The 26,728-nt window shown below is 55.4% G+C and carries 19 protein-coding genes; 16 read left to right on the forward strand and 3 right to left on the reverse strand.

Translation table 11 applies throughout. The features are described 5' to 3' along the window. Positions 1 to 76 precede the first annotated feature (76 nt). From mraZ to QN215_RS04170, 12 genes are all read left to right on the forward strand, one after another. A complete protein-coding gene (mraZ, locus tag QN215_RS04115; RefSeq protein WP_369345058.1) occupies positions 77 to 520 on the forward strand; it encodes a division/cell wall cluster transcriptional repressor MraZ in 444 nt (147 codons plus the stop codon). Next, positions 520 to 1,527, forward strand: coding sequence for a 16S rRNA (cytosine(1402)-N(4))-methyltransferase RsmH (gene rsmH, locus QN215_RS04120; protein ID WP_369344835.1), 1,008 nt, complete (start codon positions 520 to 522; stop codon positions 1,525 to 1,527). Before mraZ ends, rsmH begins: the two co-directional genes overlap by 1 nt. Next, positions 1,528 to 1,989, forward strand: coding sequence for a hypothetical protein (locus tag QN215_RS04125; protein ID WP_369344836.1), 462 nt, complete (start codon positions 1,528 to 1,530; stop codon positions 1,987 to 1,989). Further along, complete coding sequence (locus QN215_RS04130) at positions 1,986 to 3,785, forward strand: peptidoglycan D,D-transpeptidase FtsI family protein (protein ID WP_369344837.1); 1,800 nt, start codon at positions 1,986 to 1,988, stop codon at positions 3,783 to 3,785. Before QN215_RS04125 ends, QN215_RS04130 begins: the two co-directional genes overlap by 4 nt. A 108-nt stretch (positions 3,786 to 3,893) precedes the next feature. Beyond that, on the forward strand, positions 3,894 to 4,967 hold the full coding sequence (locus QN215_RS04135) for a hypothetical protein (RefSeq protein ID WP_369344838.1): 1,074 nt from the start codon (positions 3,894 to 3,896) through the stop codon (positions 4,965 to 4,967). 134 nt (positions 4,968 to 5,101) lie between these two features. Continuing rightward, the gene (murF, locus tag QN215_RS04140; protein WP_369345059.1) at positions 5,102 to 6,667 is read left to right on the forward strand and encodes a UDP-N-acetylmuramoyl-tripeptide--D-alanyl-D-alanine ligase; all 1,566 of its coding nucleotides are present in this window, start codon (positions 5,102 to 5,104) and stop codon (positions 6,665 to 6,667) included. A 115-nt stretch (positions 6,668 to 6,782) separates the two neighbouring features. Continuing rightward, entirely contained in the window at positions 6,783 to 7,886 is a 1,104-nt protein-coding gene (gene mraY / locus QN215_RS04145; RefSeq protein WP_369344839.1) for a phospho-N-acetylmuramoyl-pentapeptide-transferase, read from the forward strand. 59 nt (positions 7,887 to 7,945) lie between these two features. Beyond that, entirely contained in the window at positions 7,946 to 9,388 is a 1,443-nt protein-coding gene (gene murD, locus QN215_RS04150) for a UDP-N-acetylmuramoyl-L-alanine--D-glutamate ligase (protein ID WP_369344840.1), read from the forward strand. After that, entirely contained in the window at positions 9,372 to 10,673 is a 1,302-nt protein-coding gene (locus tag QN215_RS04155) for a putative peptidoglycan glycosyltransferase FtsW (RefSeq protein WP_369344841.1), read from the forward strand. Before murD ends, QN215_RS04155 begins: the two co-directional genes overlap by 17 nt. A gap of 31 nt (positions 10,674 to 10,704) precedes the next feature. Next, the gene (locus tag QN215_RS04160) at positions 10,705 to 11,880 is read left to right on the forward strand and encodes a glycosyltransferase (protein ID WP_369344842.1); all 1,176 of its coding nucleotides are present in this window, start codon (positions 10,705 to 10,707) and stop codon (positions 11,878 to 11,880) included. Between the two features lie 169 nt (positions 11,881 to 12,049). Continuing rightward, the gene (murC, locus tag QN215_RS04165; protein WP_369344843.1) at positions 12,050 to 13,837 is read left to right on the forward strand and encodes a UDP-N-acetylmuramate--L-alanine ligase; all 1,788 of its coding nucleotides are present in this window, start codon (positions 12,050 to 12,052) and stop codon (positions 13,835 to 13,837) included. Between the two features lie 19 nt (positions 13,838 to 13,856). Beyond that, the gene (locus QN215_RS04170; RefSeq protein WP_369344844.1) at positions 13,857 to 14,903 is read left to right on the forward strand and encodes a cell division protein FtsQ/DivIB; all 1,047 of its coding nucleotides are present in this window, start codon (positions 13,857 to 13,859) and stop codon (positions 14,901 to 14,903) included. Between the two features lie 93 nt (positions 14,904 to 14,996). Here QN215_RS04170 and QN215_RS04175 read toward each other — a convergent pair whose 3' ends face one another. From QN215_RS04175 to rpsT, 3 genes are all read right to left on the reverse strand, one after another. Beyond that, complete coding sequence (locus QN215_RS04175; RefSeq protein ID WP_369344845.1) at positions 14,997 to 15,572, reverse strand: hypothetical protein; 576 nt, start codon at positions 15,570 to 15,572, stop codon at positions 14,997 to 14,999. A gap of 466 nt (positions 15,573 to 16,038) precedes the next feature. Then, positions 16,039 to 16,512 (reverse strand): D-aminoacyl-tRNA deacylase, encoded by a 474-nt coding sequence (gene dtd, locus QN215_RS04180; RefSeq protein WP_369344846.1) that lies wholly within the window; start codon positions 16,510 to 16,512, stop codon positions 16,039 to 16,041. A gap of 222 nt (positions 16,513 to 16,734) precedes the next feature. Further along, the gene (gene rpsT / locus QN215_RS04185; protein ID WP_369344847.1) at positions 16,735 to 16,995 is read right to left on the reverse strand and encodes a 30S ribosomal protein S20; all 261 of its coding nucleotides are present in this window, start codon (positions 16,993 to 16,995) and stop codon (positions 16,735 to 16,737) included. Between the two features lie 204 nt (positions 16,996 to 17,199). Here rpsT and lepA point away from each other — a divergent pair, with 204 nt between their 5' ends. The 4 genes from lepA (at position 17,200) to QN215_RS04205 (ending at position 26,609) form a co-directional block, all read left to right on the forward strand. Continuing rightward, the gene (gene lepA / locus QN215_RS04190) at positions 17,200 to 19,077 is read left to right on the forward strand and encodes a translation elongation factor 4 (RefSeq protein ID WP_369344848.1); all 1,878 of its coding nucleotides are present in this window, start codon (positions 17,200 to 17,202) and stop codon (positions 19,075 to 19,077) included. Positions 19,078 to 19,094: 17 nt separating this feature from the next. After that, the gene (gene hemW / locus QN215_RS04195) at positions 19,095 to 20,369 is read left to right on the forward strand and encodes a radical SAM family heme chaperone HemW (RefSeq protein ID WP_369344849.1); all 1,275 of its coding nucleotides are present in this window, start codon (positions 19,095 to 19,097) and stop codon (positions 20,367 to 20,369) included. 134 nt (positions 20,370 to 20,503) lie between these two features. Further along, the gene (gene gltB, locus QN215_RS04200; RefSeq protein ID WP_369344850.1) at positions 20,504 to 25,075 is read left to right on the forward strand and encodes a glutamate synthase large subunit; all 4,572 of its coding nucleotides are present in this window, start codon (positions 20,504 to 20,506) and stop codon (positions 25,073 to 25,075) included. A gap of 1 nt (position 25,076) precedes the next feature. Beyond that, positions 25,077 to 26,609: a glutamate synthase subunit beta gene (locus tag QN215_RS04205; RefSeq protein WP_369344851.1), complete on the forward strand. Its 1,533-nt coding sequence runs from the start codon at positions 25,077 to 25,079 to the stop codon at positions 26,607 to 26,609. Positions 26,610 to 26,728 lie beyond the last annotated feature (119 nt).

A 26,728-nucleotide genomic window follows, 5' to 3' on the forward strand; every position in this document is an offset into this window, starting at 1 on the left:
ACAGGGCTCGAATCTTCACGATGCCCAGTCTTCCTCTCAATCGCCAAGATCCGCCGATCAGGGCAATGGCTTCGACATGCCGGCACTGTTGCTGGGAACATATACGCCAAAAATCGATGACAAGGGCCGCATGGCCCTTCCCGCAAAGCTGCGCTCGCAATTCGGCGATGGACTGGTCATGGCTCGTGGTCAGGAGCGATGCGTCTATCTGCTGCCGCAAAGCGAGTTCCGACGCGTTGCCGTGCAGATTCAACGTACGTCAATGGGCAACAAGGCTGCTCGCGACTATCTTCGCGTATTCCTTTCAGGCGCCGTTGACGAAGTGCCCGACAAGCAGGGCCGAGTGCTGGTTCCACAGATGCTTCGCTCATATGCGCACTTGAACACCGACGTGGTCGTCATCGGAGTCGGCACTCGCGCCGAGCTCTGGGATAGTGCCTCATGGCAGAGCTATCTCGACAGCAAGGAACAGGGATATTCCGACATAGCCGACGACGTGCTTCCGGAGGTGGGATTCTGATGACGGATTTGAATGCCATACATCAGCCGGTGCTGCTGAACGAGTGCGTAGACCTCGTTACTCCCGCGCTCGCCCATAGTGATGCCATCGTAGTGGACTGCACGCTTGGACTGGCTGGGCATGCGATAGCATTCCTGAAATCCTCTCCCGACGCGCAACTCATCGGCATTGACCGCGACGAGGAAGCGCTGCATCTGGCCACCGAACGCATGGAGCAGGAAGGTCTTTCAAACAGATTCATTCCCGTTCATGCCGCCTTCGATGATTTCGACAAGGTGCTCGAAAGCAAGGGCATACGGCAGGTCGACGCGGCCTTCATGGATCTGGGGCTGTCAAGTCTGCAGATTGACGAGACCTCCCGCGGCTTTTCCTATGCGCATGACGCTCCACTCGATATGCGCATGGATACGACGCAGACTCTTACGGCGGCAGAGGTCCTTGCACGCTACTCCGTGCAACAGCTGACTACGATTTTTCGAGAATACGGTGAAGAGCGCTTCAGCAGGCCGATTGCGAGAGCGATTGTTGAACGGCGCGAATCACAGCCGTTGCTGACCTCGAAGGATTTGAACGAGCTTGTGGACAGCACAGTGCCCCATGCACATCGGCCCGCAGGAAACCCGGCGAAACGGGTCTTTCAGGCATTGCGCATCGAGGTCAACGGAGAACTGGAGAAACTGTCGCGAACCCTGCCTCAGATTGCAATGCGACTGAAGATGCACGGTCGGATCGTCGTCGAATCCTATCACTCCCTCGAAGATCGAACCGTCAAGCGTTTCATGACGGCCGGTACGCGAGTGAACGTGCCCCCGGGCTTGCCGGTCATTCCGATGGAGGCACAGCCATATTTCAAGGATCTGACGCACGGTGCAATCAAGGCAGACGAAACGCAGATTGAAGAGAACCCACGGTCGGCATCGGTGAGACTGAGAGCAGTCGAGCTGATACGCCACATTCCCGAGCACGCATTGAAGCACTACGAGGAGCACGGAAAGGAAAGGGAATAAATGCCTGCAGCAGCAAGACGCATACAGTCCGGTGCGAGACGCGAGAAGCGTCGTCCGGATTCACAGCAGCACGAGACGAGACCTGAACTGCAGCTGTTGACGAATCGTCGCGCCAATCAGCACAACCTTTCCGAACGAGCACAGCAACTCATTCATTGGACACGAACCCGTAGAACCCCGATGTTCCACTTCATGATTGCGTTCATAGTGCTGGGTGCGAGCCTTATCGGTTCATTGATGTTGAGAACGCAGATGATGGAGGACTCATTCCAGGCGACACGAGAGCAGCAGTCGATCAGCCGTCTGACCCAAGACATCGAGGATGATCGCAGCACACTCGACGGGCTGCAGGCATCCTTGCCCGACAAGGCGCAGAACATGGGCATGGTACCGCAGCAGAGTTCGATTTCGATTGATTTGCAAGGCTATAAGGCTACTCAGAGTTCGGGAGACAAACAATGAACGTACCCCTTATCGTCTGGTGGAAGAACGCCACACAGTTCATGAAACGCACGGTATGCGTGGCGGCCATCATCGCTCTGGTTGCGTCCGGGGCGGTCATCAAGCTGACGTATATTCAGCTCATTGCCGGAAAGACCACCGCTGAGGCGGCCACGGCAAGCCGGACGCTGAGCACCACGATCAGCGCTCAGCGTGGCAGCATCACCGATACGAACGGCATTGTCCTTGCACAAAGCGTCGAACGATACACGATCATCGGCGATCCGAAGATGGCATCCACCTTCGAGCCGACAACGTGCACCAAGGCAACCAAAGACAACTGCCAAAGCATTGATGGCAAGCCGGTTGGAACGACAGGACCGGCGGCAGTCGCAAAGCTGCTTGCTCCCGTGCTCGGCATGAACGCGATGGAGCTCGGCGCAATGCTGACCGGTGACAACCAGTATGTGGTCATCAAGAAGGATGTCGTTCCGACGGTGAAGCGCGCCATCGATGCGTTGAATCTCAGCGGTATCATCACGGCTCAGCTCACCACCGACCGCGTCTATCCGAACGGCACGCTCATGGGTTCGCTGCTCGGCGGCGTCGATGATGCAGGAACCGGTGTGGCTGGCATAGAGCAGATGGAGAACAAGCTGCTCACCGGAACTGATGGATACACGAAATATCAGCGAGGCAACGATGGACAGCAGATTCCAGGCACCCAGACGGAATCCGTCCCGGCAGTCAATGGCGATAACGTTCAGCTCACCATTGACAGGGACGTGCAATGGTATGTCGAACAGACCTTGGAGCAGGCCGAGGAGAAATACAAGGCAGAATGGGCGGTCGCTACGGTTCAGGAAGTCTCAACCGGAAAGATTCTCGCACTTGCCGATACCGCCACCGAGGAGGCGGGAAGCTCTGCCGCCAAGCTCAATCCATCGCACGCGGTGACCGAAACCTTTGAGCCTGGATCGGTGGGCAAGCTGATTACGCTCTCCGGGTTGCTGCAGGAAAAGCAGCAGACCATGGACAGCAATTTCAGCGTTCCATACAGCATCGATGTGAATGGGCAGACATATCATGATGCCGAGTCTCACCCTACCGAACATTGGACTCTCGCCGGAATTCTGCAGCAGTCTTCCAATGTTGGCGTGATTATGGCTTCCTCCAAATATTCGCCGGCTCAGCGATACTCCTACCTCACCAAATTTGGCATCGGCCAGTCTTCCGGAATGGGACTGCCCGGTGAATCCGATGGATTGCTTTCGAAAGATTCCAGCTGGGATAAGCGCACGCAGAACACGGTGCTCTTCGGTCAGGGATATGCGACGAACGTGCTGCAGCTCAGCAACGTGGCAGCAACGATTGCCAATAAAGGCGTCAAGAATCAGCAGTCGATCATCGCCAATGTCAAGGACGAGAATGGAAAGGCGCTTTCTGTACAGACGCCACAGTCAACACGCGTGATCGACCCTTCCGTCGCTTCACAGATGATGAACGCCATGGAGTCCGTTGGCGAGAACTACAACAGAATAGCAGGGGTATCGGGTTATCGCGTTGCTGCGAAGACCGGCACTGCGGAGGTAGCTGGAGCCAACGGCGCATTGACGGGTATCGTCGCCGATTGGGTCGGTGCGCTGCCCGCCGACAATCCCAGGTTCGTTGTCTCGGTGGTCTTGAAGAATCCGGAAGGCATGTACGGTGGCTTGACTGCAGGTCCGGTTTTTGCCCAAATTGGTGAATTCCTTATGCAGAAATATGAAGTTCCTACATCGTCACCGCGCACAGGTGCTATTCCAGTAACTTGGTGAGCATGTGCGTGGCCGATTCGATGATGAGGAAATCACCACCGAGTTCGACAGTATGGGCTCGTTATCTGTGAGAAGAGAGGCTGGACAGTGAGTTCATTAGGCGAAACCATGTCACAGAGAATGACTTTGGGCTACCTCGGCAATCATTACGGCCTTGCAGTACAGCCCAGATTCTGTGAACCAGTGACGATAACCTCCTTGTCAGACGATGCCCATTCTGTGCGACCAGGGGCACTGTTCGTACCATCTCAGACTCGAGTCTCTGCCGCTGACATTGCCATGGCACAGTCTCGTGGAGCCTATGCCATGGTTCTGCCCCAGGCTCAGGGAACGGCTGCCAGCAACATCCAGATTCCGTTATTGCTAGGCAGTCTGGATGCAAAGCAGATTGGACAGCTCGCTTCGGATGTTGCAGGCAAACCATCCGAATCATTGGCAATCTTTGCGATAGCCGATTCCGAGGGCGGCAAGTATGTCGACAAGCTGGCGGAATTTCTTCATGTTCTCGGCAATCCTGTGGGCGTGGTGAGCTCAGAGGGTTCATACTCCCTAGACCGTCCACTGGAATTGAACTATCCCATCAGCATGTTCGACATGGAACGGCTGATGTCGGTATGCCTTGAAGACGGTGCGGCTGCACTGGTGATAGCAGTCAATCCACAGACTTTGAAGCCTCATGCATTGCAGGCGGTGCAGGTTGATGTCGTGAGCATGGTCTCTCCACATTCCGCTTCGACGAGCGTCTCTGCTGCCCGGGCAAGAGAGGCAGCCGACAGGGCTGTGAAGAAGGGCGATAAACAGGCCGATGCCACGCAGACGGTCGTCATTGCATCTGACGATATGAAGTCTGAAGCCATGAAGTCTGAAGCCATGAAGGGCGACAAAGACAGTCAGCATGACAAGAGGCACGACTCGGCACCTGGCACCAACAGAAGCAAGATACGCCAGGCTGAGCAGCGCAGGCTGGAGCAAATCTGCACCACCTATGGGCTGAGCATCACCAAGAATACCAAGGTCGCTGCAAGAACCGACGAGTCCGACTCACTGTCACTGCAGGCGGGCATCAGCGAAGATAGTGAATCACAGCGTCAGCTGTCACTGAGCATTTCGATGACCATGGCAGCAGGTGTTCGAAGAAATAACATTAAGAGCGCAATACGCGTCGCCAAAGAGCTATCTTGAGGAGAACATTGAACAAGCGGGGTTACGACATGGCAGATGATGCCAAGGATTCTCAGCAACAGTCAGCATCAGACACGAGTCTGCTTCCCCGACAGGGAGCGTCTGACAAATCTGGCATGAACCGAGAGCCTGAGATGATGCCTATGAGCATTGACGAAATAGCACGCTCGGTCTCAGGCATCGCTGACTTCAAGGGTGACCAGATTATCACCAGTGTGACAACCGATTCACGAACTGCGAGCACAGGCTCGTTGTTCGTTGCCATTCCAGGCGCACGAGTCGATGGGCACGACTTCGTGTCCGTGGCCGCTCGCCAAGGCGCGGTCGCAGCTTTGGTCGAACATAAGGTTGACAACACTGACATGGCGCAGATTGTCGTTGACGATACGGTCAAGGCACTCGGATTGCTGGCTCGCCATAATATCGACCGGCGGCGAGAGTTGCCTGATCCCTTTACCATTATCGGCATAACCGGCTCTGTAGGGAAGACCACCACGAAGGATCTGCTCTTTTCGCTGCTCTCTCGTCTTGGAAACACCGTGTCGCCGGTTGGGTCGTTCAACAATGAGATTGGATTGCCCCTGACCGCCCTCAAGGTTCATGCATCCACCCGATTCTTCACTGCTGAAATGGGCGCCTCTCATATCGGCGACATCAATTACCTCACCAGCATCGCTCCTCCTGACATATCGATCGCGCTGATCGTCGGAGTGGCGCATCTTGGCGAATTCGGTTCGGTAGACAACATCGCGACAGCCAAGAGTGAAATCATCCAAAACCTGCTGCCGGGAGGCATCTCGGTGCTCAACGCCGACGATCCGCGAGTCAGCGCCATGAGACGATACTCTCCTGGAAAGATTCTGTGGTTCGGTGAAGAGGGGAGTCACCTTCCTGAAGATTCGCATATGAACATGTATGCCACCGACATTCACACCGATGATCTGGACCGTCCGACATTCCTCATGCATGCGCAGGATGAAGCTGTCACAGCGCAGCCTGCCAACTCGGTGAAGGAAGAGACGCATCAGGTTACCTTGGGCATTCGTGGAACGCATAATGTGATGAATGCCCTCGCCGCTTCTGCGGTCGCCCATGAACTGGGATTGTCGTTGCCTGACATTGCGCAGGTGCTCGGCACGCAGGAACGAATCAGTCCTCATCGCATGGCGGTATCGAAGGTTGAGTCCCAAGGATCGTCCTTCACGCTCATCGATGATTCGTTCAATGCCAATCCCACTTCAGTCACTGCAGGAGTGCTGGGATTGGCCGATTGGGGAGCGAGTCAGCGGATTCGCCCATATCGTGTGGCCGTCCTCGGAGCGATGCTCGAGCTTGGCGCTGACGAAAAGCGGCTGCATGCCGACATGGGTGCACTCTGCGTGAAGCAGCACATCGACCGGCTGATTGCCATTGGTGGCAATGACGAGCTCAATGCCCTTGCGCGCGACATCGTCGATGGTGCCGAGACGGCTGTTGCGGCAGAGCGTGACGCTGCTATGGACGTTCCAGCAGATGGTGCGGATGGCAATGCGGTTACGACCAGTTCGTTCGCGGGGAGCATTGACGAGGCCGAGACAATGGTTGCCCAGGCATCCGCCGAACATCCCCATACCGTCGTTCTGCTCAAAGGTTCGCATGCTTCGGGGCTCAGCGTTCTTGCCGATCGCTGGACTGCACCGGCCAAGGTGTTGCAATCATGAACAATCCTTGCACCATCACGCATGGTCTGCACACAAGAGTTGCCCGTCTGAATCCACGAAGGTATCAGGGGTCATCGTACGATGGAGAACAGGAAGCAATGAACGGGGGACACAAGTGATCTCAATCATTATCGGAATTGTGGTTTCTCTGGCAGTGACGGTGATCGGCACGCCTCTCCTCATCAAGCTTGTGCACCGCCTGCATTATGGTCAGTACATTCGCCAGGATGGTCCCAAATCGCATCTGGTCAAGCGTGGAACACCAACCATGGGCGGCGTGATCATCAACCTCGCGATCATTCTTGGTTGGGTCGCATCCGCCCTGTATCGGTTCTTCTTCTACCACACGGCACCCTCATGGTCGGCAATTCTTGTGCTCTTTGCCATGGTTTCCATGGGATTGCTCGGCTTCATCGATGATTTTGCCAAGGTGAGGAAGAAGCAGAATCTCGGGCTTTCCGTGTCCGCCAAATTCCTGGGGCAGGTTGTCTTCGCAACCATCTATGCCGTGCTTGCCCTCATCATCCCCACCAAGTCAGGCTTCCCCAGCGCTCAGGCAGGAATGGCCTTCATCGAGAAGCCGTTCTTCAATTTTGATTTCGCTGGCCGATTCCTCGCCATTGTCATCTTCGTGATATGGGTCAATTTCCTGATGGCCGCGTGGACCAATGCCGTCAATCTCAACGATGGCTTGGATGGACTCGCATCCGGCAGCTCGATGATTGCCTTCGTCGGCTATGCCATCATCGCCTTCTGGGAAAGCTACCACATCAAAGGTGGCGTGCATCTGGGATTCTCATACGCCGTTTCTGACCCTCTGGATCTCTCGATCATCGCTGTCTGCGCCGCAACGGCCTGCTTCGGGTTTCTCTGGTTTAACACCAAGCCAGCAACGATTTTCATGGGAGACACCGGTTCGCTTGCCTTGGGCGGACTGTTTGCAGCCATCTCCATCGCCACCCATACCGAATTCCTTGCGATTATCATGGGTGGGCTGTTCGTCGTCGAAGCCATGTCTGACGTGATTCAAGTCGGCTATTTCAAGATGACGCACAAGCGCGTGTTCAAGATGGCTCCAATCCACCATCATTTCGAATTGATGGGCTGGCCGGAGTCAAAGGTGGTCGTGAGATTCTGGATGGTCGAATTCATGTTCGTGCTTATCGGCATGGTGATCTTCTATGGCGATTGGGTCACTCGATCCGGCCTGTTGGGTTGATGGCACACGCATACTATAGATCCTCAGCAAATTGAGCAATGAAGGGTGGAGCAGACATCATGGATGTTGGCAATGCAACGGTTCTGGTCGCAGGTCTTGGTATTTCAGGCAGAAGTTCCTGCGCTGCACTCAATAATCGCGCGCGGCGAGTGATAACCGTTGACGAGCACAAGGCCGAAGCGGATGTGCACAGTTTTGCAGACATACCCTGGGCATCGATTGACATGGTCGTGACCTCACCGGTGTTCAATCCCCGTACTCCCTTTATCATTGAGGCGCAGCGCCGCTCCATTCCGGTCATGAGCGAAGTCGAACTCGCATGGCAGCTCAGAGTGAACAGCACGGGGAGCGATGCTCCGGCGCCATGGATTGGGATAACGGGTACCAATGGCAAGACGTCAACGACCGAAATGACATCGGCTATGCTGACTGACTCAGGTCTTACAGCTCCAGCGGTAGGCAATATCGGCAAGGCTGTTTCCCATGCAGCGCTCGATGCATCCAATCAGGCGCTGTGCGTGGAGCTGAGTTCCTTCCAGCTTCATTTCACCGACTCCTTGAGACTCGCATGTGCAGCAATCACCAATCTTGCCGACGATCATCTGGACTGGCATGGTGGTTTTGCGAACTATGCGGCAGACAAGGCGAAGGTGTATCGTGGCGTCACCAAAACACTGGTGTACAACGCGGATGACGAGCGAGTCACGGCCTTGGCGATGAAAGCCCAGCCAGCAGCCGGTTGCAAGAAGGTAGGATTCACCCTCAGCGTGCCGCATGAAGGTCAGATTGGTGTTGAAGATGGGTGGATCGTTGACGCGAGCGGTTTGGCGAGCGGTTCGGCAAAGGATTCCAGCAATCGCGTCACACTGGCGAAAGTCACAGAATTCAAGCATATGAGTGAACCAGACGGGACGATATATCCTCATCTGGTCGCTGATTCGCTGTGCGCCCTGGCACTTGCGCTTGGATTCGGCATTCGCGTTGATGATGCAATCAAGGCGCTGAAGCACTTTGCACCCGGTGGACATCGCATTCAAACCGTAGCGACCGCGTCATTTGCTGACGGAAGCATCCGATTCGTCGATGATTCCAAGGCAACGAATGCCCATGCTGCGGCGGCATCGCTGTCGAGCTTCGCCGATCACAGTGTGGTCTGGATTGCTGGTGGATTGGCGAAAGGCAGCCAATTCGAGCAACTCGTGGCAGACGAGCGCAAGAAAATCAAGGCTGCCGTTATCATCGGCAAGGAGCAGGAGCCGATGCGCAAGGCCTTCGCTGCTTCCGCACCGGACATTGCGACAACGGTGATCGATCCGGCCGACAACGACACCGTCATGCAACGTGCAGTCGATGCTTGCGGTTCATATGCTCGGGCAGGTGATGTTGTGTTGATGGCTCCTGCCTGTGCGTCAATGGACCAATTTGTATCGTATGCCGACCGAGGCGACCAATTTGTGAAGCAGGCATCGAGATGGGTTCAAGATCATGCCCAGAACGACTAGATCCGGTTCCCGGCCGCAGTCAGCATCCGGTGCATCCTCGAAGCGCCTGCAACAGACCCATCTGAATGCAAGTGAGCGATATCGGAAGGCTTCCTCTTCCCGGGATGCTGCAGATATCGCCCAGAAGGTCAACTATGCCGGTTGGCGCAACATCTTCAACCCAGTCTGGTGCTACAACGGTTTCATAACCTGCGTGGTGGCACTCACCGTTTTTGGCTTCATCATGGTGTTCTCCAGCTCCTCCGTGAACATGGTCGCTGCAGGAAAGTCACCGTGGGCGCAGGCGGCAAACCAGACTTTATATGGTATTTTCGGATTGATCGTCGCCGCGGTCACCGCCCATATCGATGCACGATGGTATCGACGCTTTTCGTTCTTCCTCCTCGTTGGAGCAATGTTTCTTCAGCTGCTGACATTGAGCCCGCTCGGTCGCAACATCAATGGCAATACGGGTTGGATTGGTATCGGTCCGCTGACGCTACAGCCAGCCGAAGCATTGAAGCTCGCATTGTGCATCTGGCTACCGCTGGCTTTAAGCGTTGCGAAGGCGCGAAAGGCGAAGGTTAACGTCTGGCAGGCGTACTGGATTCCCATAGCCATGTTTGCAGCGTCGGTGGGTCTTGTTCTGTTAGGCAAGGATTTGGGAACCGCCATGATTCTCATCATCATAGGATTCGTGGCTTTTCTTGTTGGCGGGTTTTCGATGGTATTGCTCTTGCTGTTCAGCGCTGTCGCAGCAGTTGGCATCGTGGTGGTCTTCGTCTTTGGCTCCTCGAATCGCATGGATCGCGTTCTGGCAGCATATCTTCCGTGCAGTGCAGAAAGCGTGCAGGGAGTCTGCTACCAGTCCATCCACAGCATGTATGCCATGGCTTCGGGAGGCTTGACCGGTGTCGGTCTGGGAAATTCGCGTGAAAAATGGAATTATCTGCCCGAGGCTCACAACGATTTCATCTTTGCAGTCATAGGCGAGGAACTTGGATTCATTGGCACATCCTTGGTTATCATGACCTTCATCATTATGGGCTGGTGTCTGATACGAGTCGCACTGCAATCGCATAATGCATTTACGCGCCTCGTGCTGGTATGCATCGCCGCATGGATCGTCAGCCAGGCCTTGATTAACATTTCCGTTGTTCTTGGATTGCTTCCGGTCATGGGTCTGCCACTGCCCTTCGTCTCTGCTGGTGGAACGGCATTAATCATGTGTCTTTGCGCTTCTGGGGTGGCTGTGAGTATGATGAAGACTCTGCCAGAGATTCGCTCCTCGCAGGCAAAGCCATGATATGGATTGAATAAGGGATATGCTCAGGGATATGGGAACACAAGAAGAGAAGATCCGGGTCGTTTTGGCAGGAGGCGGCACGGCGGGGCATGTGAATCCCCTGCTCAGTGTGGCCAGAGCACTCAAGGCACGGAATCCGCACAGCCAAATCACAGTGATCGGGACGAAGGTTGGGCTCGAACGCGATCTGGTTCCGCAGGCCGGCTTTGCATTGGACACCATAGAGAAAGTGCCTTTCCCTCGCGCGTTCAACCTTGCGCTCTTCACATTTCCCTTCCGCTGGATACATGAGGTGCATAAGGTCAAGCGAATCTTGCGCGAGCGCGGGGCTCAGGCGGTGGTGGGCTTCGGCGGATATGCTTCGGCACCGGTGTATAGAGCGGCCCATCTGCTGCACATTCCGATTCTGATTCATGAGCAGAATGCCAAGGCAGGCATGGCGAACAAACTGGGCGCTCGATGGGCTGATTTCATCGGTACGGTGTATGACAACACCGGTCTGGAAGCGCGAAAGGGTGCCAGCATCGAACGGATCGGACTTCCCCTTCGACCGACCATCTCAGAATTGGCGAAGCGCATCGCCGATAATGCGAAGCTGGCTCGTATCGAGGCATCCTCGGCTCTTGGCATCGACACGTCCCGCCCATTGGTGCTGGTCACTGGTGGTTCGCTGGGTGCGGTGAGCTTGAATCAGTCCGTTGCCCGCAGCGCGAGTGAACTTCTCAGCTATGCACAGGTCATTCATCTGACCGGCAAAGGCAAGGGTGATGAGGTCCGCTCGATTGTGGAACAGCAGGTTGGTGCCAATGCGGTCAACAGTCTGGGAATTGGAAAAACCGGTCAGGGCGACTATCACGTCGTTGAATATCTTGAACGCATTGATCTGGCCTTTGCCTGTGCGGATCTGGTAATCTGCCGTTCCGGTGCGGGCACGGTCAGCGAGCTGACCGCCCTCGGCATTCCTGCCGTGTATGTGCCACTTCCGATTGGCAATGGCGAGCAGCGATATAACGCACAGCCAGTCGTGGATGCTCATGGCGGACTATTGGTTGACGATGCAGACTTCACTCCTGCATGGATCAGTGATCATGTCATCTCGTTGTTGCACAATCGCGTGAATCTTCTTGCGATGGGGAAGTCGGCATGGAATTATGGAACTCGTGATGCGGCAGAGACCATGGCTGCCCGCATTGAATCGTGCGCATGATGGCTTAATCCATATGGAGCCAAGTCATGCATGATTCCAGGTTGCTGATCGTCGGTTCATGCGTGTGACGGGTGACTGATGGATGTTGTTATGCCCCAAGGCAATAATGGTTGAAAAGGCAGTTTCGGGGGAGTCGATATTCGTGAAAGATGAATCGATGCATGGAGCAATGAGTAGAGGGATGGATGAATCCACGACCATGAACAGTAGCGAGCAGCGAATGCAACAGTCCTCAATGCGATTGGATCCGACAGAGGATGCCTTCAACATGACATCGAGTGACGCGCCATCGAGTGACGTGCCATCCAGCGGTCTGCAACCAAGACAGGAATTGGATTCCACAAAGCTTGCAGATGCAGCCTTTCACCATCTGGGTTCTACATACTTCATTGGCATCGGTGGCGCTGGTATGAGTGTGCTCGCTGAGATGCTTCACCAGGAGGGCGTTCAAGTCAGCGGTTCGGATTCAAGCGAGAGCAGCAAGACACAACGATTGGAAGCATTGGGGATACCGGTGCACATCGGCCAGTCGGCACAGAATCTGCAGGGAGTCGATACGGTGGTATGGTCGAGCGCCATCAAATCGGACAATCCCGAGATCATGGAGGCGAGACGCCAACATCGTCATCTGGTGCATCGCAGCGATATCCTTGGTCTGCTGATGTCGCGCAAGAGAGCTGTCAGCGTTGCCGGAGCACATGGAAAGACCACAACAAGCGCTTTGCTTTCGCATGTCCTGACTCACGCAGCCGGATCCGTAGACAAGCTCGGCAATCCCAGCTATGCGATTGGCGGTTCGGTGCAAGGCGTTGACGGGCCCATCGACGGCGGTCATGCAGACACTGGATCGGTGTTCGTTGCAGAGGCTGATGAATCCGATGGAAGCTTTCTGAAATATCGCCCAGAGATTGCCATAGTCACGAATGCAGAAGCGGATCATCTCGATCACTACGGCACTGTGGAAGCATACCGTCAAGCGTTCGTAGCTCATGCGAGCCATGCCAAGGCACATGTGGTGATAACCGGTGATGATGCAGGCGCTCGAGACATCATTGCACGACTCGATGCTCACACTGCTCAGCACACCGTCGTCTACACCACAGGGGATGGCTCACGGTTTGCAGCCTTCCCCGGTTGCGTGGTGCGCATCGTTTCCGAGTCGGAACGTCAGGGCAGTGGTGAGGAACGCTTCAGCATCATAATCCCTCCGGCACTCGCGGACGGCGAGGAACGATCAGTTGCCGTAGCCCTGAAGATTCCAGGCATCCATAACGCCCGCAATGCAACCGCTGCCATCATCGCCGCAATGCTGCTCGGCATGGATGTTGATGCGGCAGCAGCTGCCGCCGCATCATTCCTCGGAGCCGTGAGACGGTTCCAGGTGTGGGGGAGCGTCAATCAGGTCACCGTCGTTGATGATTACGCGCACCATCCCACTGAAATCGCGGCACTGCTGGATGCCGCACGCAGAAGATATCCAAGCTCGCGGATTCATATCATCTTCCAGCCACATCTGTTCTCCAGAACCCAGTTCTTCGCCCCAGCATTTGCCGAAGCGTTGCACAAGGCGGATGATGTCATGGTGACGGGTATCTTCCCAGCGAGAGAAAAGCAGTCCGATTTTCCCGATGTTGGTCCCCAAAGCATCGTGAAGGCAGCTCAGACAGTGAGTGATAGCCCTGCACATGCATGGATCAGCGCCGTGGATAACATGAATCAGGCAGCCCAGATGATTGCCATGCGGGCTCAGCCAGGAGATGTCGTGATTACCGCAGGTGCTGGCGACATCAATGCCGTAGTGCCTGTTATTCTGCATGTCCTTGAGGCACGAGAAAGCCCTCTGCATGATGAGAACTCACGATCTGCTGAATCAGGTTCCCATGGGTCTCCTGCTAACCCCCTGGTGTCTCGCTCCCACACCAGGATGTCTCTTTCACCAGAGTCGATGACTCGCTGACTGTCGGAAAGGCTGAACAATGGCTCGAAAAGCAGTCAGTTCCGGACATTCCCCACATCGAGATGACAAGGGAAGATCGGTACGTTCCGCCAAGTCTGGACGCAGGCAGCAGTCGGTGCCCGGTGGTGAGAGTCCTCGAAGCGTGCGCTCCGCCAAGTCCAAGTCCACGAGTTCGTCCGATGGCGATTTCGTCGATGCCAGAGTGCTGGATTCGTTGGAATCGGTGGATGAACGAATTGCCCGCTCACTGCACGGGCAGGGTGCCGATGGCGAAGATTCCGCCCAGAGTCCGGGTATGTTTACCAGACCAAAGATCGTTGACTTCACTGCAAGACTGAAAGAACGTCGTACTGCCGGATTGTACAAATCTTTGACAAGGATTTCCATCATAGTGTCGGCGGCTGCCCTGGCGATACTGCTGGTCTGGATGCTGTTTTTCTCTTCAGTGTTTCGGTTTGAGATTTCAGGCATTCAGGTCACTGGAGCCAACGAATGGGTGTCTTCCAACGAGGTCAGTGCCATAGCTGCAAAGCAGGCGGGAAAGTCACTGCTTCTCGTCTCAACAGAAACGGTCGAAAATCAAGTCGGCGCACTCCCTGGTGTCACCTCAGCGAAAGCCGAGAAGCTCTATCCTCATGGAATCCGCATCAGTTTGAAGTCGGAGAAGCCTGCCGCAGTGTTGAAATCGGCTGATGGCACCCTGACCGCTGTAGACAGTGAAGCGCGCATCCTGAACACTGTTACTGCGGCAACCGTTACGGGCATTCCCGAAATCCAGGTCTCGACGCTCAAGGGTGGGCTTACGGACAATGCCGTAAAGCAGGCGTTGAAGATTCTTGCCTCTCTGCCTGAAAGTCTGCGTCAGAACATCACCAAGGTCACTGCGAATACGCAGGATTCCATCACCACAGAAATCAGTTCTGGGAAATATGTCATCGTGTGGGGCGATGCTTCGCAGCTTGAGATGAAGAAGGCTGTCGTGGATAAGATCATCAATGACCCCAGCAAGATCGGTTCGAAGCACAATGTCGACGTTTCTGCGCCTCTTCGACCAATAATTCAGTGACCGTCCCCACCGATTGTGTTCATTGTGAACTTGACGAAGTATAAACTCTGATTTTTCGCTGTTTTTCGGGCTGATTGCTCTCTTTTTCGACAGTTATACTTCGTCGAGTTCACAATGAACAGAGTATCGGGCTGATTGTGCCACCATAACGCTTTCGAGTGTGTCAATAAATCGATTCCAGCATGTTGGATCGAGAATATCCTCTGCTGTCACTGGAATCACATTCCATTTCATTCCTTGAAGAGCGGAACTCTTGCGGCTATCTCGTTTCAGGCTTTCTTTGGATGTATGAAACTTGACGCCTTGATATTCAATTGCGATCTTGAGCTCCGGGTATGCAAGATCTGCGAACCATATCTCACCTGTGTGTGGATGTTGAATCATGTAGTTCGCCTGTGGGCAGGGAAAATGATGTTGAATGAGCTGTATTCTGAGCCGGGATTCCATGGGAGAGTCAGTTCCTTCCCTGCAATGCTCCAAAGCCCACCGTGCACTTGCCTTTCCTACAAATCGTTGGTTTGTGTTTACGAGGCACTCAAGATCTTGCTTGGTGGCATCCTTGTGTTTCGCTTCTCTTGCGAGAAGCGAATCGAACAAGACAACCCCCTCTTCCTTGCTGATATCGCGCAGACTTTGGAGGCATGCGGTAACCGGATCGACAATATTCATTGATACGTCATCGTGTGTAATTGTTGATGTGTGAAAGGGCAGACTCCAATAGATGGCTCGAACGCCTTGCTGCTTCGATCGTTGCTGTTGCGAGGATGCGCAGACTGTCACGCGCTGCGGGTCCCGGTTCTGATTCCATGGCGGTGGCAGGCCTATAAGCGATATGGCAGTTAAACCGGCAAGTACCAAAGGAGTCCGCGCCTTCCTCGCCACATGAAGGCATCGTTCAAATTCTTGGTTCGTTGAATTCAGCCAAGCTGCATCGTGTGTGATATCCATGGGAACATGCTAATGAGTGCCCACTCTGGGGCAAAGATGACCCATCCATGTGGTCGAATGTGGAGGATATAGCATCTGCTCTGCTCATTGTGAACTTCGTCAAGTACAGTAAGGTCTTTTTGGGCGAAAATCACGGTATATGCTCGAAAAATACCCTGTTGTACTTGATGAAGTTCACAACGAACGCTCAACGCTCCAGAATCAGCGTCACTGGGCCATCATTGACGAGCTTTACGGACATATGGGTGGCGAAGGTGCCTGTTCGCACGATGATGCCCTGGCTGCGCAGCGCTTCGTTGAACTGATTCCATATATGTTCCGCGTGCTCGGGCTTGCCTGCCGCCATGAAGCTGGGTCGATTCCCCTTTCGAGCGTCTCCATAGAGCGTAAACTGCGAAATCGAGAGAATCTCGCCTTGCACTTCCCGAATCGAGCGGTTCATCGCGCCAGCGTCATCTTCGAAGATTCTCAGGTGAGCGATTTTTCGCGACATCCAAGATACCGTGTCGTCATCATCGGCATCGCTTACGGCCACGAGCACGAGCAAGCCCAGCCCGATGCCCTGAGGTTCAGGGAGCGGCAGGGCATCAGGACATGATGCTGTTCGCTGAGATAGCACACGTACCGAAGCGGAGGAGACCCGCTGCAAGACTATTCGCATGACTACAACAGTAGCGCGTGAAGTGCGAGACAGTGACAGGCATGGGCAGATGGTACAGACTGCTTCAAGGTTGCATCAAGTCGGCATGCCATTCGATGCACAAGGGGAACGCAGCACAGCGCAGATGGGAAGAGCGTCCCGAATCGACCATAGAGTTCGTGAGCGCATACAAAAAACCCGCACATTCGTGAGAATGGCGGGTTTCGAAGTGTGAAGGAAAGCTCAGAGAGCGTTCACGGCGGTAGCAAGACCGGACTTGCGGTTCGCAGCCTGGTTCTTGTGAATCACGCCCTTGCCTGCAGCTCTGTCGAGACTGCGGGCGGCGACCTGGTATGCGCTCTGTGCGCTTTCCTTGTCTCCGGCGCTGATTGCCTCGCGTGCCGCACGCACGGCAGTCTTTACTTCACTTTTCACCGATACGTTACGAAGATGAGCGTTCTCATTGGTGATGACGCGCTTCTTCTGCGACTTGATGTTTGCCACTGTTACTCCAAACGACGTTATGCTATATCCTTATAGACAAACATATAGGCTACCATGCCTCATGCCCATTTTCCAAGAATCCCGCCATGAGCGGTATAAATGGCGCATGCAAGGGTTCGCTGCACTGTCAATGTGCCTGAGTTCCGGTCTGGCTGCACTTACGGGTAGAATTCCGTAAGTTCACACTTTATCGGAGGGAGCACGGTGGCGGTTCAGCATAATCAGCCCGGATTCACCGATCAATCGTTGATGCGCAACTTTTGCATCATCGCGCATATTGATCATGGCAAATCAACGGTTGCTGATCGCATTCTGCAACTGAGTGGCATCGTGTCGGATCGTGAAATGCACGACCAGTTCCTCGATCGCATGGATATCGAGCAGGAACGTGGCATCACGATCAAGTCGCAGGCTGTGCGCGTGCCTTGGACCGCTGATGGCAAGGAATACACGCTCGGCATGATCGACACCCCTGGCCATGTCGATTTCACCTATGAAGTTTCCCGAGCGCTCGCCGCATGCGAAGGCGCGGTGCTCCTCGTCGATGCGACGCAGGGGATTGAAGCGCAGACGCTTTCAAATCTGTATATGGCGATTGAGCACGACCTGACCATCATTCCAGTGCTCAACAAGATTGATCTTCCCAGTGCCGAACCAGACAAGCATGCCAAGGAGCTGGCTGGGCTTCTGGGCTGCCCAGAAAGCGACGTATTGCGTGTGTCTGGCAAGACGGGAGAGGGTGTCAGCGAGCTGCTTGACCGCATCGTGCTGGAGGTGCCACCGCCACATGGCAATGCGCAGGCCCCGGCGCGGGCAATGATCTTCGATTCGGTCTACGACTCATACCGTGGCATCGTCACCTATATTCGTATGGTTGACGGTGAAATCAAATCCCGTCAGAAAATCCGCATGATGGGTCTGGGCACTGTTCACGACCCGATTGAGCTTGGCGTGATAAGCCCTGACATGACCCCAACGAAGGCGCTTGGTGCGGGAGAAGTCGGGTATGTGATCACGGGCGTCAAGGACGTTGGCCAATCCAAGGTTGGCGACACGATCACGACTGAGAAAGACCCTGCAAGCACGGCGCTGCCCGGCTATCGCGACCCTCATCCGATGGTCTATGCCGGACTCTTCCCAGTTGATAACGCTGATTTCCCAGACTTGCGAGAGGCGCTCGACAAGCTCAAGCTCAACGATGCAGCCCTGGTCTATGAACCGGAAACCTCAGTTGCCTTGGGCTTCGGATTCCGCTGTGGCTTCCTTGGACTGCTGCATATGGAAATCGTCGCGGAGCGTCTGAGTCGAGAATTCGATCTCGATCTGATTTCGACCGCTCCGAACGTGACCTATGACGTGACGATGGAAGACGGCAAGGTGCATCGCGTCACCAACCCCAGCGAATTCCCGGACGGCAAGGTGAAGAAGATCGTCGAACCTGTGGTTTCAGCCGATATCATCACACCCAAGGAATTCATCGGCTCCGTCATGGAACTATGCCAGGATCATCGCGGTCAGATGGGCACGATGGAATACATCAGCGAGGATCGTGTCGAGATGCATTACACGATGCCGCTTGCCGAGATTGTGTTCGACTTCTTCGACCAGTTGAAAAGCCGCACCAAAGGCTATGCAAGCCTTGACTATCATGAGTCGGGCGAACAGTCGGCAGACTTGGTGAAGGTTGATATTCTGATTCAGGGTGAGAAGGTCGATGCGTTCAGCGCAGTCGTGCATCGTGACAAGGCGTATGCATACGGCGTGATGATGACGAAGAAGCTCAGGGAGCTCATACCGCGTCAGCAGTTCGAGATTCCCATTCAGGCGGCCATCGGCTCGCGCATCATCGCGCGCGAAACGATTCGCGCATTGCGCAAGGACGTGCTCGCCAAATGCTATGGCGGCGACATCACACGAAAGCGCAAGCTGCTTGAAAAGCAGAAGGCAGGCAAGAAGCGCATGAAGATGCTCGGGCGCGTCGAAGTGCCGCAGGAAGCGTTCATCGCGGCGTTGAGCACCGACGATTCTACGGATAGGGATACGCGAGACAAGATTCGCGCGGCTGCCAAGAAGGATAGTTAGACGTTAGCTCAGTTGCAATGGGGGACACCATGACCTTTGGTCTGTACATTCATGTGCCATTTTGCTTGAAGCGCTGCGGTTACTGCGATTTCAACACCTACACGTCGATGGACATGGGCGAAGGCGCAAGCGTTGACCACTATGCGACGATGATCATCGAAGAGATGGCGCTGCTCAAGCGTTGGCAGGAAGAGAACGGCATCGCGCCCGAAGCTCTGTCCACCATATTCTTCGGAGGAGGAACGCCCACCGTGCTCAAGGCGCTCGACCTGGTGCGCATGGTGCAGACCGCCGAGCATGAATGGGGTGTCGTCGACAATCCTGAAATCACCACAGAAGCGAACCCTGACACTGTCGATGCGGCGTATCTGCAGACCTTGAAGGCGGGTGGCTTCACCAGAATCTCGTTCGGTATGCAGTCAGCGGTCCCGCATGTGCTGAAAACGCTCGAACGCACGCATACGCCAGAAAACGTCGTGACCAACGTGAAGGCAGCCCAGGCCTTGGGTCTTGAATGCAGCGTCGACCTTATCTATGGCACTCCGGGAGAGAGCATCGACGACTGGAAGACCAGCGTCCGCAGTGCCTTGGCCATGCAGCCGACGCACATTTCCGCGTATGCGCTCACCTTGGAACCCACGACCCCGATGGGCAGAAAAGTCGATTATGGCATACTTCCCAAACCCAACGACGATGATGAAGCTGAAAAGTATGAAATCGCTGATTCGCTGTTCTCCGAGCAAGGACTCGCATGGTATGAGATTTCGAATTGGGCGGTGCCCGGCCATGAATGCCGGCACAATCTTGGCTATTGGCGAAACATCGATTGGGTGGGGCTGGGGCCTGGAGCACACTCGCATTTCGGACATCTGAGCGCATCGACAACCTTGCCGCAAGGGACGTATGCGGTTGACAGTCATGAGGGCTTCACACGGCAGCATCGCAGCCTTCCATCCGGCTGCTCTTCGATAAGGGCTTGGGACATTCGCCACCCGCGGCGCTGGGCGCATGCGATTCATCAGGGCGATGTTCCCTGGCAGGGAGCGGAAAGCTTGAATCATCAGGCGACGCTCGAGGAAGCCATCATGCTCGGGGTCCGTCTGCATGAGGGCTTGGATGTCGAGAGCATCAATGCCCTCGCGGGAAAGCAGTTGCAGCCCGGCATAGTGCAGGCGTTGCACGAAGAAGGCTTGATCGAAGAGTCGTCATCGACCATAGTGCCTACGCTTCACGGGCGGCTGCTGAACGACCTCATCGTCGAAAGGCTGCTTGATGCCTACACGCTTGATTAACGGGAGTGCGTGTCAATAATGTCAAATACGACACACATTATGGAATCAGACCTTACAATGACACATCCACACGGTATTCTGTTCTATCAAAGCGTTTCATTCGGACTTCTGCCCACCCTAGAGAGGTGATATCAGTGACTTTCAAAGCACCACTTGATCTTACTGTTCATAATGCACAGGGACTATACGATCCTGCCAACGAGCATGACGCATGTGGTGTCGGTATGGTCACTACCTTGAATGGGATTCCTGAACGTTCCATCGTGGATCATGCGATTGAGGTTCTCGTGAACCTGGATCACCGAGGTGCCGTCGGCGCTGAAAAGAACACGGGTGACGGTGCTGGAATGCTCATCACCATGCCCGATGAATTCATGCGGGCAACGATTGACGCAGAACTACCCGAGCAGGGAAGCTATGCGGCGGGCATCGTCTTCCTTGATCGTGACATTGCTCTCGGTGCGCAGCAAGAGCAGGCCATCGCCTCCATCGTCGAAGAGGAGGGGCTTTCGGTTCTTGCATGGCGGGACGTGCCGACCAACCCCAACGGACTGGGCTTGCAGGCCTTGAGCACGATGCCATCGTTCAAAACCCTGGTGATTGCGGATCCGAATGGCGAATTGAAAGGCATGGATCTGGAACGTCGGGCCTTCCGCGTCAGGAAGCGCGTCGAACATGCGGTTGGCGTGTATTTCGTTTCGCTGTCAACCAAGACCATCACCTATAAGGGCATGCTCACGACGATGCAGCTTCAGCCTTTCTTCCCCGATCTGTCAAACCCGCTGATGAAGGCACGCATCGCCATCGTCCATTCACGCTTCTCCACCAACACTTTCCCCAGCTGGCCACTGGCGCAGCCCTTCAGACTGCTTGCCCATAATGGCGAGATCAACACGATTCAGGGCAACCGCAATTGGGTGTCCGCCCGCGAAGGTCGTCTGAGCTCTGAACTTTTGGGCGACGTTTCCCAACTGCTGCCCATCAATACGCCAGGCTATTCGGATTCCGGCACCTTCGACGAAACGTTGGAACTGCTCTATCTTGCAGGACGTTCGCTGCCTCACGCCGTTTCGATGATGCTGCCACCCGCCTGGGAGAAGAATGACACGCTCGACCCCGATGTTCGAGCATTCTATGAATACAACAACACGCTGATCGAGCCTTGGGACGGTCCTGCGAACATCATCTTCACCGATGGCGACCTCGTGGGCGCGCAGCTTGATCGCAATGGTCTGCGCCCTGGACGCTGGCAGCTGATGGATGATGGACATCTTGTGCTGGCTTCGGAAACAGGCGTGCTCGACAAGATCCCTCAGAGCCATATAGCGCGCAAGGGTCGTTTGGAACCAGGAAAGATGTTCCTGGTCGACGTCAACGAGGGGCGCATCGTCCCCGACGATGAAATTCGCAAGAATCTCGCTTCGCAGCATCCATATCGTTCATGGGTCGAGGGCAACTCGGTAGAAATGAGCGAGCTGCCTGCGCGCGAGCATGTCAGCCATTCCGGCATGTCGGTAAGACGACGTCAGAGAGCTTTCGGCTACACCGAAGAAGATCTCAAGATGCTGCTCACACCGATGGCCGAAGGTGGCAAGGAACCTTTGGGAGCCATGGGCAATGACACGCCTATGGCAGTGCTGTCATCACGTTCGAGAATGCTGTTTGACTACTTCACGCAGAAGTTCGCACAGGTCACCAATCCGCCGCTCGACTGGGAACGTGAAGAGATCGTCACCTGCCTTGAGTCTGCCATCGGACCAGAGCCCAATCTGCTCGAAGACACCGAGTTGCATGCGAAGAAGATTCTGATCCCGAACCCCGTTGTCGACTCGGATGAAATGGCGCAGTTGAAGCGTCTGGACAAGGCGCAGATTCTCAACAACTATTACAAGCCCTTCGTGGTCAAAGGACTGTATCAGGTCGCCGGAGGAGGCAAGGCGCTGAAGGCGCGCCTTGACGAGATATTCAAGCAGATTGACGATGCCATCGAAGAGGGCAAGAATTTCATCGTACTTTCCGACCGCGATTCGAACCACACATGGGGTCCCATTCCTTCGCTGCTGATGACAAGCGCAGTCCAGCACCATTTGCTGCGCCGTCATACGAGAACGCAGGTTTCGCTTGCCGTCGAAGCCGGAGACGTGCGCGAAGTGCACCATGTCGCATTGCTGATCGCCTACGGTGCCGCTTGCGTGAACCCTTATCTGGCGTTGGAATCCGTCGAGAATCTTTCCGAGCGAGGATACCTCAAGGTCACCGGGGCGCAGGCCGCCAAGAATCTCACCAAGGCTTTGAGTACCGGCGTTCTGAAAATCATGAGCAAGATGGGCGTGAGTACCATCATGTCGTACCGTGGTTCTCAGCTCTTCGAAGCCGTAGGATTGAGCCAAAAGATCGTTGACGAGTACTTTACCGGCACCACGTCTCGTGTCGGAGGCACCAGTCTGGACGACATTGCCGAAGAGGTCGCCATACGACACCGGGTCGCATATCCAACGCAATGGACTGCCCGTCCGCACAGGAATCTGCGTTCAGGTGGCGACTATAAGTGGCGCAGGACGGGCGAGGAGCATCTGAACGATCCCGAGTCCATATTCCTGCTGCAGCAGTCGACGCAGCGAGCCGACTACCAGATGTTCAAGCAGTATTCACATCACATCAACGACACGTCAAACCGCCTGATGACCTTGCGTGGACTGATGAAGTTCAAGCATAGCCGCAAGCCCATCGACATCAGTGAGGTCGAGCCGGCTTCCGAGATCGTCAAGCGCTTCTCGACCGGTGCCATGAGCTACGGATCAATCTCCCAGGAGGCTCACGAGACGCTGGCCAAGGCGATGAACAAGCTTGGTGCTCGCTCCAACTCGGGAGAGGGCGGCGAATCACAGGACCGCATCGAAGATCCAGCCCGCACGAGCCGCATCAAGCAGATTGCGTCGGCACGATTCGGCGTGACCAGCGATTATCTGGTGTCCGCAACCGATCTGCAGATTAAGCTTGCCCAGGGAGCAAAGCCTGGCGAAGGCGGTCATCTGCCAGGCGCCAAGGTTCCGCCGTGGATTGCGGAGGTGCGCCGCGCAACCCCAGGCGTGGAACTCATATCTCCTCCTCCGCACCATGACATCTATTCGATCGAGGATTTGAAGCAGCTTATCAACGATGCCAAAATGGCCAATCCCAAGGCGCGCATCCATGTCAAGCTGGTGTCTGAGTTCGGTGTCGGCACCATTGCGGCAGGTGTGGCGAAGTGCTTCGCGGATGTCGTGCTGATATCAGGATATGACGGCGGCACCGGGGCGGCACCGCTTAACGCCATCAAGCATGCAGGAACCCCATGGGAGATCGGACTTTCCGAAACCCAGCAGACCTTGATTCTCAACGGCTTGCGCAGCAGAATCGTCGTGCAGTGCGATGGTGAGCTCAAGACCGGTCGAGACGTCGTCATCGCCGCACTGCTGGGAGCTGAGGAGTTTGGCTTTGCAACGGCTGCACTTATCGTAGAGGGCTGCGTCATGATGCGCGCGTGCCAGCTCAATACCTGTCCGCAGGGCATCGCAACGCAGGACCCTGAATTGCGCGCGCGTTTCCGTGGCAAGCCGGAGCATGTCATCAACTTTTTCATGTTCATCGCTGAGGAGGTTCGAGAACTGCTGGCTCAACTGGGCTTCCGCACCTTGGAAGATGCAGTCGGCCATGTCGAGATGCTTGACCAGAACGAGGCCATCAGCCGGTGGAAGTCCGGCGGCATCGATCTTTCCAACGTACTCATGCAGGCCGGTCCTACGCCTGGCACCATTCTTCATCACACGATCAACCAGAACCACGAGCTCGAAAAGGCGCTTGACAACAGGCTTATCAAGCTTGCCGAACCCGCCTTGGAACGCAAGGAACCAGTGCTGATTGACGTACCGATCCGCAACGTGAATCGAACGGTCGGCACGATGCTCGGCTATGAAATTACCAAGCGCTACAAGGCGCAGGGTCTGCCTGATGACACGATTGACATCACGCTGCACGGATCGGGCGGTCAGTCCATCGGTGCTTTCATTCCTCGCGGCGAAACCCTGCGCATCTATGGCGAAGTCAACGATTACGCCGGCAAGGGGCTTTCGGGTGGATGCATCATCGTGCGTCCGGCTGAAGACGTTCATTTCGATCCGCATGAGAACGTCATCTGCGGCAATGTCACGGGCTTTGGCGCAACTTCGGGCCAGATGCTGATTGCAGGCAAGGCAGGGGAGCGTTTCGCCGTGCGAAACGGAGGTGCAAGCTTCGTTGTCGAAGGCGTTGGCGACCACGGTTGCGAATACATGACCGGCGGAACGGTAGCCATATTGGGGCCGACCGGAAGAAACTTCGGAGCAGGATTCTCTGGCGGCAATGCCTATGTTCTCGATCTGGACATGAATCAGGTGAATCCTTCGGCAAGGGTGAACGGTTCCTTGCAGTTCCTGGCCGTCGAGGCAGAATATGCAGAGGAGCTTCATGCGCTTGTCAAGCGTCATGCAGAGGAAACCGGTTCCGAAACAGCCAAAAATCTGCTGAAGGACTGGACGACGAGCCTGGAACGATTCACGCACGTCGTTCCCACCCAATATCTGGCGATGAAGACCGCCATGGACCAGGCTCACAAGGACAAGGTCGATTTCAACCAGCCTGGGGCGTGGGAATCATTGTATGAACGTGTTGTGGAAGGAGTGCACTGAGATGACTGATCCAAGAGGATTTCTGAAGGTTCGTACGCGTCGAGAGCTCAAGGAACGACCAGTTTCAGAGCGCACCAAGGACTGGCAGGACGTCCATGCTGAATTCGGTTTGCAGGATTTCACTAAGAGTCAGGCAGCGCGATGCATGGATTGTGGCACACCTTTCTGCATGACGGGCTGTCCTTTGGGCAATCTGATTCCAGAATTCAACGATCTGGTTCGTCAGGGCAAATGGGAGGATGGATACAACCGCCTTTCCGTCACCAACAACTTCCCTGAAGTCACAGGGCGTGTATGCCCGGCACCATGCGAACAGGCATGCGTTCTCGCGATTCATCAGCCTGCGACGATGATCAAGCTCGACGAGCAGACGATCATCGATCAGGCTTGGAAGCTCGGTTATGTCAAGCCGCAACCTCCGCAGCGTCTGACCGACATGACGGTGGCTGTCGTGGGTTCCGGTCCCGCAGGTCTCGCATGCGCCCAGCAGCTTACGCGAGCTGGACATACGGTTGTCGTCTACGAACGCGATGACGCCATCGGTGGCCTGATGCGCTATGGCATTCCCAACTTCAAGCTTGACAAGACACTGATCGACAAGCGTCAGGAGCAGATGGAGGCAGAAGGCACGCGCTTCCGCACGAATGTCGAAATCGGCAAGGACATCAGCTGGGATGAACTGCGCAGCCGCTACGATGCGGTGGTCGTCGCCATCGGTTCGACGGTGCCGAGAAACATTTCCATTCCTGGACGAGAGCTGAAGGGCATTCATTTCGCCATGGACTTCCTGCCCGATGCAACACGTGCGGTCTGGGGCAAGAAGCCGATCAATGGCATCACTGCCAAAGACAAGCATGTGGTGATCATTGGCGGTGGCGATACCGGTTCTGACTGCCTAGGCACGTCGATTCGTCAGGGTGCACGGTCCGTCACGGTGCTCCAGATCAATCCGAAGGAACCGGCAACGCGTCCCGACAAGGATCCATGGCCCACATATGCGCGCACCTATCAGAAGACCTCCTCGATGGAGGAGGGCGGCGAGTACCTCTACAGCACGGATTCCGTTGAATTCGAAGCAGGCGAGGCGGGCGACACGGCCGTTGACGTCAAGGAAGGTACCACGGCTGAAAGCTTCATCGCCGACGAGCACGGCTCCATCACAGGGCTGAAGATCGTCGATGTCGCTCCCGGAGACAATGGCCCGTTTACGCGTCAGCACGGAACCGAACGCATCATACCCGCAGATCTGGTACTCATTTCCATCGGATTCCTGCACCCTGATACGCAGACTCTGGTCGATCAGCTTCCTGTGGAACTCGACAAGCGCGGCAATGTCGCGCGCAACAACGATTTCGCGACCTCGCAGGATGGCATGTTCGTCTGCGGCGACGCAGGACGTGGCCAGTCCCTTGTGGTGTGGGCAATTTCAGAAGGTCGAAGCTGCGCAGCCGCCGTCGACAAGTTCCTTACCGGAAACACCGAGCTGCCTGCGCCGATCACCGCAACGCAACGCCCGATGATGCTGCCGCGGTAAGCCGTTACACTTAGGAGCTAGTACATAGGAGCTAAGACTAGAAGCTAGAACTTAGGGGCCAGAACTGAGAAACCAGGAGTGATCTGGTCCCTTCATGCAGTGTTTAAGCCGTCAGCAAT

Origin of the sequence: Bifidobacterium sp. WK041_4_12 (assembly GCF_041080795.1) — a bacterium.
GTDB lineage: Bacteria > Actinomycetota > Actinomycetes > Actinomycetales > Bifidobacteriaceae > Bombiscardovia > Bombiscardovia aquikefiricola.

Excerpts from the sequence above, each read along its gene's own strand:
- mraZ (WP_369345058.1), top strand. The coding sequence starts at position 77 with ATGCCGGCACTGTTGCTGGGAACATATACGCCAAAAATCGATGACAAG.
- rsmH (WP_369344835.1), top strand. The coding sequence starts at position 520 with ATGACGGATTTGAATGCCATACATCAGCCGGTGCTGCTGAACGAGTGC.
- QN215_RS04125 (WP_369344836.1), top strand. The coding sequence starts at position 1,528 with ATGCCTGCAGCAGCAAGACGCATACAGTCCGGTGCGAGACGCGAGAAG.
- QN215_RS04130 (WP_369344837.1), top strand. The coding sequence starts at position 1,986 with ATGAACGTACCCCTTATCGTCTGGTGGAAGAACGCCACACAGTTCATG.
- QN215_RS04135 (WP_369344838.1), top strand. The coding sequence starts at position 3,894 with ATGTCACAGAGAATGACTTTGGGCTACCTCGGCAATCATTACGGCCTT.
- murF (WP_369345059.1), top strand. The coding sequence starts at position 5,102 with ATGATGCCTATGAGCATTGACGAAATAGCACGCTCGGTCTCAGGCATC.
- murD (WP_369344840.1), top strand. The coding sequence starts at position 7,946 with ATGGATGTTGGCAATGCAACGGTTCTGGTCGCAGGTCTTGGTATTTCA.
- QN215_RS04155 (WP_369344841.1), top strand. The coding sequence starts at position 9,372 with ATGCCCAGAACGACTAGATCCGGTTCCCGGCCGCAGTCAGCATCCGGT.
- QN215_RS04160 (WP_369344842.1), top strand. The coding sequence starts at position 10,705 with ATGGGAACACAAGAAGAGAAGATCCGGGTCGTTTTGGCAGGAGGCGGC.
- murC (WP_369344843.1), top strand. The coding sequence starts at position 12,050 with ATGAGTAGAGGGATGGATGAATCCACGACCATGAACAGTAGCGAGCAG.
- QN215_RS04170 (WP_369344844.1), top strand. The coding sequence starts at position 13,857 with ATGGCTCGAAAAGCAGTCAGTTCCGGACATTCCCCACATCGAGATGAC.
- QN215_RS04175 (WP_369344845.1), bottom strand. The coding sequence starts at position 15,572 with ATGAATATTGTCGATCCGGTTACCGCATGCCTCCAAAGTCTGCGCGAT.
- dtd (WP_369344846.1), bottom strand. The coding sequence starts at position 16,512 with ATGCGAATAGTCTTGCAGCGGGTCTCCTCCGCTTCGGTACGTGTGCTA.
- hemW (WP_369344849.1), top strand. The coding sequence starts at position 19,095 with ATGGGGGACACCATGACCTTTGGTCTGTACATTCATGTGCCATTTTGC.
- QN215_RS04205 (WP_369344851.1), top strand. The coding sequence starts at position 25,077 with ATGACTGATCCAAGAGGATTTCTGAAGGTTCGTACGCGTCGAGAGCTC.